This is a genomic window from Pseudomonas sp. PLMAX (assembly GCF_046042685.1).
GTDB classification, from domain to species: Bacteria; Pseudomonadota; Gammaproteobacteria; order Pseudomonadales; family Pseudomonadaceae; genus Aquipseudomonas; species Aquipseudomonas putida_AE.
In genome coordinates, this window is record NZ_CP064950.1 from 715,912 (window position 1) to 730,461 (window position 14,550).

The following is a 14,550-nucleotide window of genomic DNA, read 5'->3' on the forward strand; positions in this document are numbered from 1 at the left end:
CTTTGTGGTTCTTGCGACAATCAGAACGTGTAATTTACGTCCACATTCAGGCGTGAGTCATGGTCAAGGTTCACGTCCTTCACCGACTTGGCGTAGCTGATGGTGCTGCTTACGTCGCTCCACCGGCCAATGATCCCAACCTCGGATGACACAACCTCATACTCACCGCCAGTAGGGTGGGTGGTACGTGAGCCGTTCACCGACACATAAGGCTTCAGGGAGAAGTCAGAAAGCCCAGGGACTTTCATGCCATACAGCCGGGCCTCAGCAAACCCGCCCTTGTAGCCAGAGACAACTCCCGGCTCATGGGAGGAGCCGCGCCCGCTGCCACCAATGGTCATGCGCTCTGCTGAAGGCATGTCATCAGAGCCCCTGAAGTAGGAGCCCGAGACGCCATAACCAAGCTGATCGCCTAGAGCGAGCCCTTGGATGCCGTAACCCAGCTGGGCTGCGTAGAAGTGCGGGTTGAAGCTGCCCATCAGCGGTACGTAATCGAATGATCTGCTACCTGACAAACCTTTGGTCACCGATGCGCTGATCTGGCTGGCGCCGAACTGGCCTTTGTAGGTGGTATTCCAGGTCTGGTAGTCCTGATTTTCAGAAATGCCGTACTTGTCGTAGGTCTGCTCGCGATGAGTCCAGCCAAAGGTGTTCGCCAGGGTGCCAATGCCTTCGAAGCTATAACGGTGCCCGATGGCAGCCCTATGCGTTTCACCGGACAGCTCTTCCTGGTACCGGGAAACCTTCTTGCTTCTACCGACATCAGCCCCGGACATCTCGCCGGCGAGGGAGAACTCACCGTATTGGGTGTTTTGAGCCAGGCGAACACGGCCAGCGTCGTAACGGCCTTCCTTCGACAGCGTGCGCAAGCCTTCGAGGCCGTGAAGGTATTGCCCCTCGGCGCTGAACCCATTGCTGGCGTGGATGGAGCCGTTGATGCCCACAACGTCACGTCCGTTGGCATCCTGGCCTTGCGAGCTGTAGGAGATGCCCAGGTTCGCAATGTCTTTCTTGCTCGACAGGCCCCGCCCGGATTGGCTGGTGCCCTGCAGGTTGCCCAGGAGGTTGTCGATCACCTGGAAGCGCGGGGTGACGTCTGCCATCCGCATGGAGCTTTGGATGTCCTCGACCACTGCAAAGCCGTCGTCTTTGGGAAACCATGCGCCGCCCCTGGCGCCAGCGTACTCGTCGATGACGATGGTGTTGTCTTGCACCGTGATCTTGGCATCCGGCAGCCCGTATTGGGCATATACGCCGGCGATGATCCTGGCGGCATCTTCGATGGATTGCGGATTGCCGTATCCCAGGTGCCGGTCGATGACGTGGTTGGAAATGCTGTTATTGCCTTCGATGATAGGTGCAGCAAGGGTATTGACTGAATAGGCCAGCGCAACGCCGGCAAACAACAGGTGAAGTTTCAAGGGTATGGCTCTCGAGTGGCGAGGGGCTGCTGCCCCTCTTAAATGACACAGACAATACATGCATTATGATTTTCATAGTAATGATGTTTCGTCATCTCAAAAGGACAATTCCTCCAAAAAACATATCGCAACAATTGACAGGCTGATAGTTTTTGGCCATGATTCACTTCCCGTGGCGATATGCCACTTTCTAGAAGGATTGTTTTAATGGCCGGCAGTAGCCTGCTTACTCTGTTCGATGACATCGCGACCATCCTGGATGACGTTGCTGTGATGAGCAAAACGGCAGCCACGAAAACCGCTGGTGTCCTGGGCGACGACTTGGCTTTGAGCGCTGAGCAAGTGAATGGCGTAAAAGCTGACCGTGAACTCCCAGTCGTATGGGCTGTAGCTAAAGGCTCCATGGTCAACAAAATGATTCTGGTGCCCGGTGCGTTGCTGGTCAGCGCCTTTGCCCCTTGGGTTATCACCCCCATGCTGATGGTCGGCGGTGCCTACCTGTGCTTTGAGGGCTTTGAGAAGATCGCCCACAAGCTGTTCCACGGTAAAGATGATGCTGCTGATGCAGCTGCTGAGTTGAAGAGGGCGGTTGCCAATCCGGTCATCGACCTGGTCGCTTTCGAGAAGCAGAAGATCAAGGGGGCTATCCGGACTGACGCAATTTTGGGACTCGAAATCACTGTGATAGCGCTGGGCACCGTTGCTGGCGCTTCGCTGCTGAACCAGTTCTTGGTACTGAGTTTGATCGCGGTGGGTGTCACGGTGGTTACGTACGGAGCCGTGGGTGCAATAGTCCGCATGGATGACGTTGGCTTCTACCTGAAAAAGCAGAAATCGACCTTCAAGCAGGCCTTCGGTGGCTGGTTGATCAGCTTTGCACCGAAGCTTATGAAAACGTTGTCTGTTGTTGGTCTAATAGCCATGTTTTTAGTAGGGGGATCGATCCTACTCCATTCCGTACCGGTCATTGGTCATGCGTTTGAATTGCCTTCGGCTGTGGTTGAGATTCCGGTGGCAGGCAAGGTGATTGACGCGGTGGCGCCGACCCTGATCAACGGCCTGTTCGGTGTTGTGGCGGGTGGTGTAGTGCTTGGCGTTGTTTCCCTCGCCAGCAAGTTCAAATCCATTTTCTTCAAGCCCAAAGCGGCCTAAAGGAGTACGCAGATGCGTGAAGTTGAAGCCCATAAAGGCGTTGTTGCTGAGGCCGTCGTCGAGTGGCGCCGGTTGAGCGCAGGCCAGAAGAAATACGTCATGGTGATGTCTCTGCCTGTGTCAATGATGGTCATGGTGGTGGCAACCCTGGGCTTCATCTTGTCCTTTTGTGCCGCAGAGATGGCCTTTGATTCCATGTGGGGCAACCCATCGGATGGCTTTCTGACGCTGGCTTACTGGGGTCTCCGTGGCGCACTGAATTACTGGTGGATGCTTTTTGTCCCTCTGGTGACCACGCCATCGGTTCTTGGATACCTCGAGTACAAGTCGCGCTCTCAGGTGCTGTAACCATCCAAAATGTTACGCCTGCATAACATTCCGTGTCTGGTGTTATGTATACGTGACACGAAACACCTAAGCCCAGCTCTCCGGCGCGAGTCAGAAGCTGGGCTTTTCTTATGCTGGAAAAGGTCTGTCGGGTTGGGTCAGACTGGGTAGAGGGCGCATAGCGCCAAGCCTAATCAATCTGGTGGTGTCATGAGCACGTACGAATCCAAATTCCCTGATCTGTCATCTAAGGTCGAGCGCTACGTTGGCGCACGAGTAGAGGCGGACATTTCGTTGAGCCTGAGCATCGAGCAGGAAATCAACACGTACCTGGCGTCGGACACTTCGCCCGAAGCCCATCACGAGCAGCAGCACATGCGAGGTCTGTTTGCTGGCGTTGTGGAGAATTGCGATGCTCAGCTTGGCCCGCTGGGCGCCCTGGATCTGTACGTGCTGGATCCAGTTCAGTCGTAGTTGGTTTGCTCGGAAGGCTTGATTTTGCTATACAATTTGCAGGTCAACAGGAGGTTCAATCATGCATCAAGCCACGCCCGCAGAAATCTACCAACTCATCCAGCGATATGGCGTTGCGGTGCTGCGTGATTGTGGCGGACAAGATGGTTATGTCAGAACCTTCACCTGCGGCTTCACCGAGCATGGACTGCCTGAGCTTATCTGCCTTGGTCTACCAACAGGCCACGTCATCGCGCCGATGAATCAGACCTTCCACGACATGGTCATCAGCAAGACGCGCAAGCCAGGCCCATTCGAGACCGATGATTGGTTCTCGATGACCATGAAGGTGGTGAACGCTGATCGCGAAGAAGCTGCCAAGTATGCCTTCGGTACCGAGCACTACTACCGGCTGCGCGGGCTGAAACCGGAGTACATGCAAATGGCCTGGTCTGATGCCGAGGGCAATTTCCCTTGGGAAGAAGGCTTTGCTGAAAAGTACCGGGAACAGCAGCCAAACCTACGCCCAAAAGTGTACCTCGCCGTCAGCAACAACAACGTCAGCGCCGCCTGACAATCGCATAAAATCCTCGTGGTATGATCCCCGGACAATTTCGGGGTTTTGCCGTGCCTGCCGTTTGGTAAACACGATAGGCGGTATGCCATCAATGAGGGAAAGTCATGACGTTTGATGAGCTCAGGGAGCGAGGGATACTCGATAAGCGACCGGCTGCCTTGGGGCCGAAGTTCGGTGGTGAGTGCGAGCCAGAGCTGGAGGCTGCGTACAAGCGTCTATGGCTTGGTATGGAAATAGTCAGCTGGCCAAACCCACCAGGCTTTATGGGATGGTTCCTCAAGAAGATTGGTCGACTAACTCGTCAAGATGGCATCGATTTATTGATGAGAGCCCCTAAACCAGGGTACGTGGATCGACTCTGGAAAAGCTTCGGCCCAAAACCTACTGAGCTACGTTTCTTCTACTGGCGTACCGCACTCATTGGTCAGTACATTGTCGCCAGGAACATGTCCTACATCCAGCTCAAGGGCATGGACTGGCTGGCGGAGCAGGATCCGCTTCTGTTCAACTTCCTAACGAATTTTGGTCGGATCACGGATGGCGAGGATCTGCTCGCCCTGGGGCTTCACTTCGACGTCGAGTGTCGCCTAGGTGAGCCGACTTCGTTCATCGAGGTACTGCAAGACATGCCGATGAAAGAGCTGGAGGAGTACATCAACTTTCCTGGGCATTGGGATGGGGAAATTCAGGCCTTGAAGCTTAGGGAGAAGGTTGATGCCTGAAATTGACTTTCTTGATTACCCGGCCCGGCCTGGAGCCCACGGTCTAAAGCGGTTGGAGCATTTGTTGTGAGCAAAAAAAGAGCCCTCGTTTCGGCCTCTGACATCGGCAAGGCGGCGTACTGCCCGCACTCACTCTCGTTGAGCAAGAGGTCGGCCAGGGAAAGCGATGAAAGTGTCAGGGCAAAGGATCGAGGTGTTGAGCTTCATGAGGATTTGACGAGCAAGGTGCTTGGGAGCGATGACAGGCGCTGCTACGTCGCAACCTACGCCTTCGGTGCTGATCACCCGGTTACGAGCGACCTGAGAGCCTGGAGGGATCGGGTGCTGATGACTTCGTGGGCGGGCCGTGGCTTGGTGGGCGTCTATTACGCAATCTCGCCATGGCTGGTGGGTGCATGTAAGCGCTGGCCGGCGCTGGGGCGCCTTACAAAGAGGGGAGTGCAGTGCTTTAGCCGCATGACGGGTGGGCGCTCATGACTATTGCGGGAATCATGATCCCTGAACAGGTGCTGATGGTCGTCGGCCTGCTGATCTTTGGCCTGATGATTCTCGTCATCGCTTCGGGGATCAGTCGGCGCAGGCGAGCGGCTCTCAGGGCTCACCTGGGCTTCGATGGTGAAGTGGTCTACGCAGATGCTGGCCGGCACACGAAGTCATTCGTGAGCGACACCTACGGCATCGTGGCCAAGCCTGATTTTGTCCTGAAGCTGGATGGCGGAGTCATGGCTGTCGTCGAGTACAAGAGCAGGGTCAACGGTCGACTGTATGACTCCGATATCGCCCAGGTAAAAGCAACCGTCATCGCTGCCCGTGAAACCTATGACGTGACTAAAGCCTACGTGATCGCCGGCGAGACCCGGCACGAGATCAACGTCAACAAGACCAGTGCCGCGCTGTACCGGGATATTGAGACCCTGGCCAAGCACGCTCGGGCGGCAAGCGCCGGTGAGATCGTCGAGGTGTATGCAGCGCATCCAAGCCTGTGCAGGGGCTGCGCTGTGAGGGCCAGCTGCAAGAAGCCTGGCTGAGATGGACAGGAAGTCTAAATTGATTGTTCATGAAGTCCAGAAATCAGCTCGTATTCTGGACTTCATCTCTAACGGATTTAGACAATCTCGTTGACCCGAGAAGCCGCAGGTTGGCCAGGAAGGAAAATTCTTATCTGCCAAGGCGCTTGCGGGCCTCATCCTTGACTTCGATCTTCTGCTCGCTCGAATACGCGTTCCAATCCCTTACCTCAGGGATCGTGCGCCCACAGCCCTTGCAAATGTCGTCACCCACGTTGTGTGAACAACGCCCTACGCACGGGCTTGAATCTGGGCGGTTTGGCCGCATAACGCTCATAGAAATCCTCCACAATAGGCATCAATTGTCACTTTGTTGGAGGCAAAAGAAAAGGCCAACATCTTGCGACATTGGCCTTGGGTCAACCCGGTCTGTTACTGCCCGTTGGCAGCGTCCAGCAGAGCGTTGCCGGTCTTGCCTGCAGCGCCGCCAGCTTTGTAGAAGTTCAGCAGCACGCCTTTGGAGCTCCACTCGAACACCGTGGTTTCCTGCTTGTTCGGCTGGAAAGGCAGGGCGGCGATCAGGGAGTACGGATAGCTCCAGACTTCTTTGCCGGTCACTTCAGCTTTGCTGGCCGGATAACCGATGGCAGCTACCACTTGATCCTGGGTGGTTTTGCCTTTCTTGAAGCTTTGCATCTGCTGATCGGTAACCGGGGTGCCGGTGGTGTAGTCCAGCTTCTTGGTGATGCTACCGACTTGCGCACAACCGCCCAGCATTGCCAGGGACAGGACTGCGGCGGACAGCAGGATATTCTTTTTCATGCGGGGCTTTCCTTAAACACATGTTGGTGATGTATCCGGATGATGCCTATGAATTGACATGATGTCAACAAGCCACAAACAGGTTGTCCAGGAAGAGAACTATGTGGCTGGCTCCTCGTCGACAAGCACCCTCTTGCGTGTGCGCTGTAACAAGCCGGATTTATCAAACTCGAACACCACAACCTGCTCGTATTGCTGGCGCCCGGTGAAGGGAATGACAGGGGATCTAACGTAGCGATAAGACCAGTAGGTTCGATTACCAATCCGGGTGGACTTATCTGGCTGGCCAAAGGCTGTCGACACATCTTTCGAAGAGCTGGCCTGAGGTTTGAAAAGCCCCATCTGCTGATCAGTCAGCATGGTTCCACGCTGATAGTCGGTAGAGGCAGTCCAGGCCCCGATTTGGGAGCAACCGGCAAGGGACGCAATGGCTGTAAGGGAAACGGCTTTAAGAAGCTGTCTGGACATGTGTCACCTCACGGAAAAGCTGGTAGGCCCTGCGCATTATCGACATCAGGGCTTACTACCATTCTAACTGAGTTCCGGGAGAGAAGAGAGGGGGTGAATTCAGCTCGATCCAAGAATAAGCAGACCGACAACCAAGGCACCGCCAGCAACAAGTTTTGAGCGCTCTTTCCAGTCCATTTCTCCCCAGCTAGACCACGATTTGCCGGTCTTCTTGCCCTCTTGTTGGCTTGCCTTGGGGCCCTGGTAGGAGGACTGCTGACTGTTATGGTGCTGCTGGCTGCTCTGACGTTGCTGTCTGTAAAAGCTTCGTTTGGCCGCAATCTTCGATTCCAGGCAATCAATAACCTCATCGGCAACACGGTGGAACGAGACCATGTCGGTGTCAAAGTCAATTTCATGGGCTGCTTTGTTCCGGATGCTGGCGACCCGGCGAATCTTTTTGACCATGCTCACTTCAAACTCATGCTCGATGCAGGTGAGCTTGTCGTGAATACCTCGACCTTCACCACCTAGGTCAGCCAGAAGGGATTCTACTTGGATGGCTTTTTCCAGGATTGCTGCTCGATCTGTACTCATAGGTGTCCTTGCCGACATGATGTCAATTGGCCTCAGAGTACTCAGCCAAATAGTCAGAGTCAACGTGTCGGGCTGAATATAATATCAAAAAGCCTTAATCTTGAATTGTGTCTGACGGTGAGAAACGAGTGATGAAAAGCTGGCTGATTTTTGTCTGCAAACCAACAACGAAAACCATCACTTTTAAACTAACAAACAACCCTGAATTTACAGTGTTTAGACCTATAAAAGCGTGGTAGGGAAGGGCGATTCTAGAGGCAGTTTAACAGCATGGTAGAGCATGGTAGGGCGTTGTAAAAAGCAAGATCAACAGCGAGGTTGTACAGGATGGTAGGCATTGTAGGCTTTCTTCGAAAGCCAATATGAGGACGCCTGCGGCGCGGATTGTAAGAATTGAAGGGCTGTCACAATGTTAGAAATTAACAGCAATCATTAACGGCGCCAACTTGATTTTACCCGGATATAACGTGGTTTCGACACGAAACCATATTTTGCCTATGGGCTATCTCCAGGACAGATATAAGCGGTACACTGTCATCATAATAAGAGTGAGATCAATCACCGTGGATATGATCAAAGAATCGCAGAAAGGGGCGACCCTACTTGAGCTTATATTCGTTGTAGCAATATTGGCCGTTGGTTCCATCCTGACCTTTGAGAGCCAGACCGCAGATCTGCAGTCAAACGCCGCCAAAGACGCGGGTGTCCATCTTCGCACCTACGGAAAAGCTGTCCAGAAGTGGGTCAACGACCACCCTGGCGCCAGCGGCACGTACAACGGCACGAAGTGGCTGAAGTCGGTCAGCTGCGGAGGCCTGGCGCCAGCGCCAGGATATATCGATTGCGCGTTCTTCGCTGCCGACGCCACCAACGTGGCCAACCCAGACGCGATCCGTCCCGGTGGATTGACGCTTTCCACAGTTGTTTCGACCTCGGCAACCGCTACGCAAAAGGAAACTCGCGCCGTTACCACGACGTCCTCCTATTTCGCTAACAACCAGGAAAGGGCGGATCTGGCCGGCATCGCTGCTATTTCTGCGGCAGTGGGCAACTCCTTTGATCGATCGTCTTTCGGCACCGTCACCTCGAACCCGCAACAGGCGCGCATTATTCTCACAACGTTGCGCACCGACAATGCGGATATCTGGCTGAAGCTCGATGGCTCTAACGCCTTGCACGCAACCCTCTCTTTCGACGGCGTGAACCCGCTGACGCGGCGTATTCTGGGCGCTTCAAGCATCCAAGCCGCTTCTGGCCAACCTCTGGTTTTGGGTCGTGAAACAGGGATTCCGTACGCGATCAGCCCTGGTCTGGTGGTCGACTCGGACACCGAAGTACTTGGTCGTTTGCTGGCGGACGGCGGCATCGACTCCAACACGTCGGTCGTGATCCAGAGCGGTAGCGTCAGCATTCCGCAGGGTGATTTGCTGACAAAGCAAGGCTTTGCCTCTACTGCTGCGAGCCCTTACGTGGCCAACCCGGCAGGCGTCAGCCAGCTCAAGAATCTGACGGCTGAGGGGCTGGTGCGTCTAAGTGCTGACACGGCCATCCCGGCTGCATCGCGACCTGATTCATTCCTCCACATCAAGCAGACCTATGTTGAGTTGGCTGGTTGCCTGCAAGATGGCCAGGCCGGTACTGACAACGAAGGCAACTTAATGTCATGCCAGGCCGGCACCTGGAAAAAAGTTGGGCAGAACCCGTTGCTGCACCGGTATGTGTTCACCTCGAACACCACATGGAAAGTGCCGGATAACGTGACTGGTGCATTCGTCACTCTGGCTGGTGGTGGTGGATCTGGTTACGGCTGGCGCGTTGAGAGTCATACGCAGGGAGGTGCCTCTGGCGGATTCTTGTTCAACGAGAACATCAACGTGACGCCAGGTGAGACCCTGCAGATAATTGTTGGTAAGGGCGGGAAGGGGTATTCACCCATCAATACTGGCGCACTTTCGAACGCGGGATATCCCTATTACATTTATGCCGGCAACCCAGCAGATCCAGGATTTGTTGGTTTGAATGGAACTTCGAGCAAGATCCTGTCTGGTACGGGCGTGAACCTTGTTGAATGCTCCGGCGCATCAGGCTCCGCTGGGGCATACGCTGAGCCTAACGGCAAGCCTGCAGGCGCCCCTTCGTCGGTTGGCCTCGTACCGTTTGCGCCAGCGACTTACGTTCTATCCAAAAACTATGGAAATCACTCTATCTATGGGAATGTCTGGAGTGCAGGGATCTGCGGCCCGAACAACTACGGTCTGGGCATCGAGGGTACCTACAGCTGGACTAACACAGGCTCGATTCTGTTCGGCGGCAGAACACCATTCTCATACGGCTCTGGGGGTGATGTGACGGTTACCAGGTGCTATGTATCGAATACCGTTGAGGCTGCCTGCAAGTTCCCTCAAGACGGCAAGGACGGCGTTGTCATCATCGACGTTTTCTACTGACTCGGGAGGGCAGTGACATCATGAAAAAAGTTTTCAAGCGTAAGGAGTCAGGCGCCACACTTCTCGAGGTGATTTTCCTAACCTCAGCGGTCGCCCTGGCTACAGTCATGACGATGCAAACCCAAAAAATGGAAAGCGACAATGCACAGGCCCGCATGGCGGGGACTTACCTGAGCCAGTACAACAACGCTGTGCGCTCGTATGTGGCCCGAAATATCGGAACTACGGGTGACTTCAGCGGTACCGAGTGGCTAAAAAGCACCTCGTGTGGTGGCGATTCAGCGTTTGCGTATCTGCCCTGTGACTTCCCATCGATGAGTGCGGGCGTTCCCTTCTACCGTGGACAGATGGTCGTAGCCACGCATATCAGATCGGTCTCAAAGCCCATTACGGCTGAGACCCGTGCGATTACCATCGTGAGCCCGTTCAAGCTCGCCGGGAAGGCAAGATCAGATCTCTCAAGCATTGCTGCCATGGTTGTCGCCAGCACAAAGGCCAATAGCAAGGATGCGACGTCAACGGACGGGAAGGTTACGTCCGACCCGAAAAGTGGCGAGATCACCATGGAGGCCAGTAACGTGGCCGGTGGCGATGCTTGGCTGAGGGTGGATGGCGGCAATCAGATGAAGAACAACCTCGTGCTCGACAATTCATCAGAATTGTTGCGTAACGTTGTGGGTGTTTCAGCCCTTGAAAGCTTCGCCGGCGAAGTGATGTACCTTGGCCCGATCAGCGCCATCCTTCCATCGATCACCGAGGGTGTGGTGGTGGGGATGAATACCGACGTGCTCGGCAAACTCCAGGCACGCGATCAGATCATTGCTGGCGCCGACGTGAACGTACTGAGCGGTAACCTGACGGCTCAATCAGGCACTATCGCCGCAAAGTCCTTGAAAAGCGTGGACAACACCAGTCTTAAGATCGACCCGAACGGGGTGAGTAACACCAAGTCGATCAATTTGGATGGTCGGCTGCTGGTCAATAACTCCCTTCACCCTGGCATCCAGCTCGATCAAGCTTGCGATACCATCGGTGCGATCTCATCTGATTCGGGAGGTCGGATTTTGACCTGTGTGGAATACAAATGGACGCGGGTCAGTAAATCACCAAAGATTTATCGCTACCCGTTCTATACCGATCAGGATTGGGTGGTGCCAGAAGGTGTGCTCAGTGCTTATGTGTCGATGGCTGGTGGCGGTAGCTCTGGCCTAGGCTGGCGCTCTTCGAACTACACTGCCGCAGGCCACTCAGGCGGATTTGTACTCAATCATCCACTCAACTTGACCCCAGGCGAGACGCTTCGCATCAAGATCGGTCTTGGCGGTGAAGGCTATGGCCCAAAGAGTACGGGTGGATGGGCAGACCCAGGCCCTCCCTATTACCTCTACTACAACCCTGATGCTGCGACACACGATGGATTGTCTGGCTACCCAGGCACATCGACGATTGTGAGTTCTGTCACTCGAAACACCCAGTTGATTGAATGCTCTGGTGGTAGTGGGGCGGTCATGAACGGGTATTCCGTTATGGCAGGTAGTGCAATGATGCCTGGCCCCATCCCAGGTGTTCCGATGGTGGGTGTTCTGAAGGAATACGCCCCGGCCAACTACGCAACTCCATCTCGACCTGCGACAGGGGCTAATGCGCTGGAAGCTGGCCCTGGTGCCTGTGGTGTGGGTGAGTACGGAAGAGGGCAGTACGGGGAGTCAATCTACGAGGTTTCTGCCGGTACCAAGCTTGGAGGACTTACACCTCTGGGCTATGGCTCCGGAGGAATCGTTTACTCCTCCGGTTGCTACGTGGAACACAACAGGGTTGGGACGTGTATCAATGCGAATAACGGCACGAAAGGTGTCGTCTACATCGATGTTCTTTACTGAGGATGCAGTGCACATGCGTGGTAAAAATAAAGGCTTCACACTTATCGAGGTGACCCTTGCGCTGGCACTGCTGTCGTTCGGGTTGATTTTGTCCTTCCAATCCAAGACTGCAGATCTCCAGATTGAGAACGCAAGGGTTGGCGGGCAAACATTGCTCCAATATTCCAACGCCGTGCGTAAGTGGATCCTGATGAATCCTGGTCAGGAAACGGATCAGGTTGGCGCTCAGTGGCTCAAGCCGACCTCTTGCGGTGGCTTGTCGACCGTTGAGTTCCTGCCTTGCTCGTTCCCCACGGTGACGCTCACCACGCCGCTCAATACGGGTGCAATGAGTTTCTCGACGTCCATCAGGTCGGCAGGCACCGGATCTGAACAAAGCACGACGGCCACGATCACGGCCTCGCCGTTCAAAGTCAGGGATTCGACTGGCTTCAAGGCTAGATCGGACTTGTCAGGTGTTGTGGCTCTGACTGTTGCTGCGGGTGGTAGTGGTTCCAATGAGCCGCTCTATTCGAGCACAACCCTTACGGTGAGCACAGCACCGAGCACCGGTCTGATCACGATCACAGCAAGGGCTCGCCCATTCGACGACGCTTGGCTACGCCTTGACGGCAAGAACAGCATGCACGAAGCGCTGGTCATGAACGGCCCTTCGCTGGCAGAAAGGATGGTTCTGGGCGTCAATCGCATTCAAGCACTGGCTGGTGAAGCGCTGCGCCTGGGTTCGAGCGCAACAAAGTCCAGCGTGATGGTTCCCGTGATCGGTTCTGGTGTGATCGTCGACGCCGACATCGAGCACTTGGGCCGGATCTATGCGAGGGACGGCGTGCTGTCCAACGGTGGGTTCACCAGCGCGGACAACGCCCTGATCGTCAAGAATGGCAACCTATCGGTCAAAACAGGCAAGGCTCTGTCTACTCGGTTCATTGACGCCGACGACAATAGCTTTTACGTAACGCCGGCTGCACAGACACGAATCAACCAGGCTGAAGTAGCTGGGCGGGTGGTGGTTGATGCGGAAGCGGTCTTCAAGGGGGTGGTTGTCGCCGGTAATCCTTGCCCGGTAAACGGCGCTATCGCTGCGAACAGCACCTATGACCTCATGTCCTGCAAGGATTTTAAATGGGGCAAGATCTCCGACCCTCCGAAAATGTACCGGTTCTCCTTTACCTCAAACTCTACCTGGACGGTACCGGCAGGCGTAACCAGTGCCCAAATCTCGATGGCGGGCGGCGGTGGATCTGGGCTGGGTTGGAGAAGCTACAGTAAGCAGACTGGAGGCAACTCCGGTGGGTACATTTACAACGAGCCAGTGACGGTGGTACCTGGCGAGACTCTAACAGTTGAAGTAGGGAAGGGAGCTATCAGCTTTGTGCCAACCAACCCAGCATCCAACACTACAATCGCAGGCGGTCAGTACTATTGGTATCAGCCACCGGCTGGTGACCCAGGACACACTGGCTACTCAGGTACCTCCAGTAAAGTGATCTCGCCGACCATGGGAACAATTCTGGAGTGCACTGGGGGCAGCGGGGCGGCTATGAGCGGTATCGATAGCGTCACCGGCCCTGCGATGCCTGGAGGTTTGCCAGGGTTCGTATCAGGTAGTGGTGTCCCGTCGATTCCCACTGACACCCCACTAGCTGACGGCCCTTGGTCTTCATACGCTGCGGCAGGCGCTTGTGGCCCTGCTAATAAGGGGCGCGGTAACAACGGAGCAGAGGTCTATCACACTGCTGGCGGTACCGTAAGGGGCGGGATTTCACCGTTCGGATACGGATCTGGTGGAGATACGATAGTGGACAAGTGGTACGTGACTTACGACACAGTCGGCCAGATCATTGCACCTCAGCCTGGGCGTGCTGGAATCGTCTACATCGACATCATGTACTGATGGAAGGGGTCGGGTGTTAGCCCAGCACTCGGCCCTTGATCATCGACTGGACGAGCTCGAGTGCCTTATCTGAGATGTCCTGGTAGCTGCCAATATCTTCGGCTGAGATACCCACCCTCAACTTCAAATTCAGCCCCTCTGGCTTAAAACCAATTTCGCATTGACCATTCTTCCGGCTGCCGGCAACCAGGCAGTGAATCATGTAATCCAGATGTCCGTTCTTGTTGGTCGAAAGATAGAAATCATGACGAAATGGTTCGCCGGCGAGCGGGGTGCCTTTGATATAGATCATCCCATCTACCTTTTGTGGCGCTTGAGCTGGATAGCCACCCCGGCCCTGGTAGGTCGATTTGTCGTATAGGCTTTTGATGATTTCGGCAGTGGTTGACGGGGCTTTCTGATCATTAGGCTGCACCAGGACGTTGAATGCCTTCTGATCATCCCTCTCCCAGCTGCCGGTGCTCACTGGCTTGATGCCGCTTTCATCGACGGAGAAGGTAATGCTATTGAGCTGCGAGTTGCAGATCTCGATTGTGTTGGCCCGATCCATTTCTGTCTGAACGTTTTGGTATTCGTACGGAATGTTGATCATGTACCCTGCCAGAACACCACAGCGCATATGAGACACGACTGCTGCGTGAGCTTCGATTGGAAAAGCGGACAAGGCAGCTGCGAGCAAGGCAAAAAGGCGAAATTTCATAGTCAATATATTGGCTGGATCTGAAAGAGGCGCGGATTCTACTGACGGAGATGGTCGTACGCAACGACTGTTGAACTTTTTCTGATTAACGGGGTCATCCCATG

The 14,550-nt window shown here is 54.8% G+C and carries 16 protein-coding genes; 10 read left to right on the top strand and 6 right to left on the bottom strand.

Annotated features, from left to right (window positions below; genetic code table 11):
- Positions 1-20: 20 nt before the first annotated feature.
- The gene (locus DKB71_RS36360; RefSeq protein WP_408601450.1) at positions 21-1,421 is read right to left on the bottom strand and encodes a hemolysin activation/secretion-like protein; all 1,401 of its coding nucleotides are present in this window, start codon (positions 1,419-1,421) and stop codon (positions 21-23) included.
- Between the two features lie 207 nt (positions 1,422-1,628).
- Between DKB71_RS36360 and DKB71_RS36365 the strand changes: the two genes are divergently transcribed.
- The 7 genes from DKB71_RS36365 to DKB71_RS36395 all read left to right on the top strand — a co-directional run bounded on the left by DKB71_RS36365 (position 1,629) and on the right by DKB71_RS36395 (position 5,680).
- Positions 1,629-2,573 (top strand): DUF808 domain-containing protein, encoded by a 945-nt coding sequence (locus DKB71_RS36365; protein WP_408601451.1) that lies wholly within the window; start codon positions 1,629-1,631, stop codon positions 2,571-2,573.
- A gap of 12 nt (positions 2,574-2,585) precedes the next feature.
- Positions 2,586-2,921 carry a hypothetical protein gene (locus tag DKB71_RS36370; RefSeq protein WP_408601452.1) on the top strand — a complete coding sequence of 112 codons (336 nt, stop codon included), beginning with the start codon at positions 2,586-2,588 and terminating at the stop codon, positions 2,919-2,921.
- Between the two features lie 189 nt (positions 2,922-3,110).
- Complete coding sequence (locus tag DKB71_RS36375; protein ID WP_408601453.1) at positions 3,111-3,374, top strand: hypothetical protein; 264 nt, start codon at positions 3,111-3,113, stop codon at positions 3,372-3,374.
- Between the two features lie 61 nt (positions 3,375-3,435).
- Positions 3,436-3,927 (top strand): DUF4262 domain-containing protein, encoded by a 492-nt coding sequence (locus tag DKB71_RS36380; RefSeq protein WP_408601454.1) that lies wholly within the window; start codon positions 3,436-3,438, stop codon positions 3,925-3,927.
- Between the two features lie 107 nt (positions 3,928-4,034).
- On the top strand, positions 4,035-4,652 hold the full coding sequence (locus DKB71_RS36385) for a hypothetical protein (protein WP_408601455.1): 618 nt from the start codon (positions 4,035-4,037) through the stop codon (positions 4,650-4,652).
- A 225-nt stretch (positions 4,653-4,877) separates the two neighbouring features.
- Positions 4,878-5,129 (top strand): CFI-box-CTERM domain-containing protein, encoded by a 252-nt coding sequence (locus tag DKB71_RS36390; protein ID WP_408602309.1) that lies wholly within the window; start codon positions 4,878-4,880, stop codon positions 5,127-5,129.
- A complete protein-coding gene (locus DKB71_RS36395; protein ID WP_408601456.1) occupies positions 5,126-5,680 on the top strand; it encodes a PD-(D/E)XK nuclease family protein in 555 nt (184 codons plus the stop codon). The genes DKB71_RS36390 and DKB71_RS36395 overlap by 4 nt, the downstream gene beginning before the upstream one ends.
- Before the next feature lie 130 nt (positions 5,681-5,810).
- Here the strand turns inward: DKB71_RS36395 and DKB71_RS36400 are convergent, their stop codons facing one another.
- From DKB71_RS36400 to DKB71_RS36415, 4 genes are all read right to left on the bottom strand, one after another.
- Positions 5,811-5,996, bottom strand: coding sequence for a DUF1289 domain-containing protein (locus tag DKB71_RS36400; protein ID WP_408601457.1), 186 nt, complete (start codon positions 5,994-5,996; stop codon positions 5,811-5,813).
- A gap of 95 nt (positions 5,997-6,091) precedes the next feature.
- Positions 6,092-6,481 (bottom strand): hypothetical protein, encoded by a 390-nt coding sequence (locus DKB71_RS36405; protein WP_408601459.1) that lies wholly within the window; start codon positions 6,479-6,481, stop codon positions 6,092-6,094.
- 99 nt (positions 6,482-6,580) lie between these two features.
- Positions 6,581-6,949: a hypothetical protein gene (locus DKB71_RS36410; protein WP_408601460.1), complete on the bottom strand. Its 369-nt coding sequence runs from the start codon at positions 6,947-6,949 to the stop codon at positions 6,581-6,583.
- A 99-nt stretch (positions 6,950-7,048) separates the two neighbouring features.
- Positions 7,049-7,525: a hypothetical protein gene (locus DKB71_RS36415; RefSeq protein WP_408601461.1), complete on the bottom strand. Its 477-nt coding sequence runs from the start codon at positions 7,523-7,525 to the stop codon at positions 7,049-7,051.
- A gap of 563 nt (positions 7,526-8,088) precedes the next feature.
- On the opposite strand from DKB71_RS36415, the gene DKB71_RS36420 reads away from it, so the two are divergent.
- From DKB71_RS36420 to DKB71_RS36430, 3 genes are read left to right on the top strand one after another with little or no spacing between them, the layout of a single operon-like run.
- A complete protein-coding gene (locus tag DKB71_RS36420; protein WP_408601462.1) occupies positions 8,089-9,972 on the top strand; it encodes a type II secretion system protein in 1,884 nt (627 codons plus the stop codon).
- Positions 9,973-9,992: 20 nt separating this feature from the next.
- Positions 9,993-11,852: a hypothetical protein gene (locus DKB71_RS36425; protein WP_408601463.1), complete on the top strand. Its 1,860-nt coding sequence runs from the start codon at positions 9,993-9,995 to the stop codon at positions 11,850-11,852.
- A gap of 13 nt (positions 11,853-11,865) precedes the next feature.
- Entirely contained in the window at positions 11,866-13,746 is a 1,881-nt protein-coding gene (locus tag DKB71_RS36430; RefSeq protein ID WP_408601464.1) for a prepilin-type N-terminal cleavage/methylation domain-containing protein, read from the top strand.
- 16 nt (positions 13,747-13,762) lie between these two features.
- On the opposite strand, the gene DKB71_RS36435 is transcribed toward DKB71_RS36430, so the two are convergent.
- Positions 13,763-14,338 carry a hypothetical protein gene (locus tag DKB71_RS36435; protein WP_408601465.1) on the bottom strand — a complete coding sequence of 192 codons (576 nt, stop codon included), beginning with the start codon at positions 14,336-14,338 and terminating at the stop codon, positions 13,763-13,765.
- Positions 14,339-14,550 lie beyond the last annotated feature (212 nt).

Excerpts from the sequence above, each read along its gene's own strand:
- DKB71_RS36365 (WP_408601451.1), top strand. The coding sequence starts at position 1,629 with ATGGCCGGCAGTAGCCTGCTTACTCTGTTCGATGACATCGCGACCATC.
- DKB71_RS36430 (WP_408601464.1), top strand. The coding sequence starts at position 11,866 with ATGCGTGGTAAAAATAAAGGCTTCACACTTATCGAGGTGACCCTTGCG.
- DKB71_RS36405 (WP_408601459.1), bottom strand. The coding sequence starts at position 6,481 with ATGAAAAAGAATATCCTGCTGTCCGCCGCAGTCCTGTCCCTGGCAATG.
- DKB71_RS36400 (WP_408601457.1), bottom strand. The coding sequence starts at position 5,996 with ATGAGCGTTATGCGGCCAAACCGCCCAGATTCAAGCCCGTGCGTAGGG.
- DKB71_RS36425 (WP_408601463.1), top strand. The coding sequence starts at position 9,993 with ATGAAAAAAGTTTTCAAGCGTAAGGAGTCAGGCGCCACACTTCTCGAG.
- DKB71_RS36410 (WP_408601460.1), bottom strand. The coding sequence starts at position 6,949 with ATGTCCAGACAGCTTCTTAAAGCCGTTTCCCTTACAGCCATTGCGTCC.
- DKB71_RS36375 (WP_408601453.1), top strand. The coding sequence starts at position 3,111 with ATGAGCACGTACGAATCCAAATTCCCTGATCTGTCATCTAAGGTCGAG.
- DKB71_RS36415 (WP_408601461.1), bottom strand. The coding sequence starts at position 7,525 with ATGAGTACAGATCGAGCAGCAATCCTGGAAAAAGCCATCCAAGTAGAA.
- DKB71_RS36370 (WP_408601452.1), top strand. The coding sequence starts at position 2,586 with ATGCGTGAAGTTGAAGCCCATAAAGGCGTTGTTGCTGAGGCCGTCGTC.
- DKB71_RS36395 (WP_408601456.1), top strand. The coding sequence starts at position 5,126 with ATGACTATTGCGGGAATCATGATCCCTGAACAGGTGCTGATGGTCGTC.
- DKB71_RS36380 (WP_408601454.1), top strand. The coding sequence starts at position 3,436 with ATGCATCAAGCCACGCCCGCAGAAATCTACCAACTCATCCAGCGATAT.
- DKB71_RS36385 (WP_408601455.1), top strand. The coding sequence starts at position 4,035 with ATGACGTTTGATGAGCTCAGGGAGCGAGGGATACTCGATAAGCGACCG.
- DKB71_RS36435 (WP_408601465.1), bottom strand. The coding sequence starts at position 14,338 with ATGATCAACATTCCGTACGAATACCAAAACGTTCAGACAGAAATGGAT.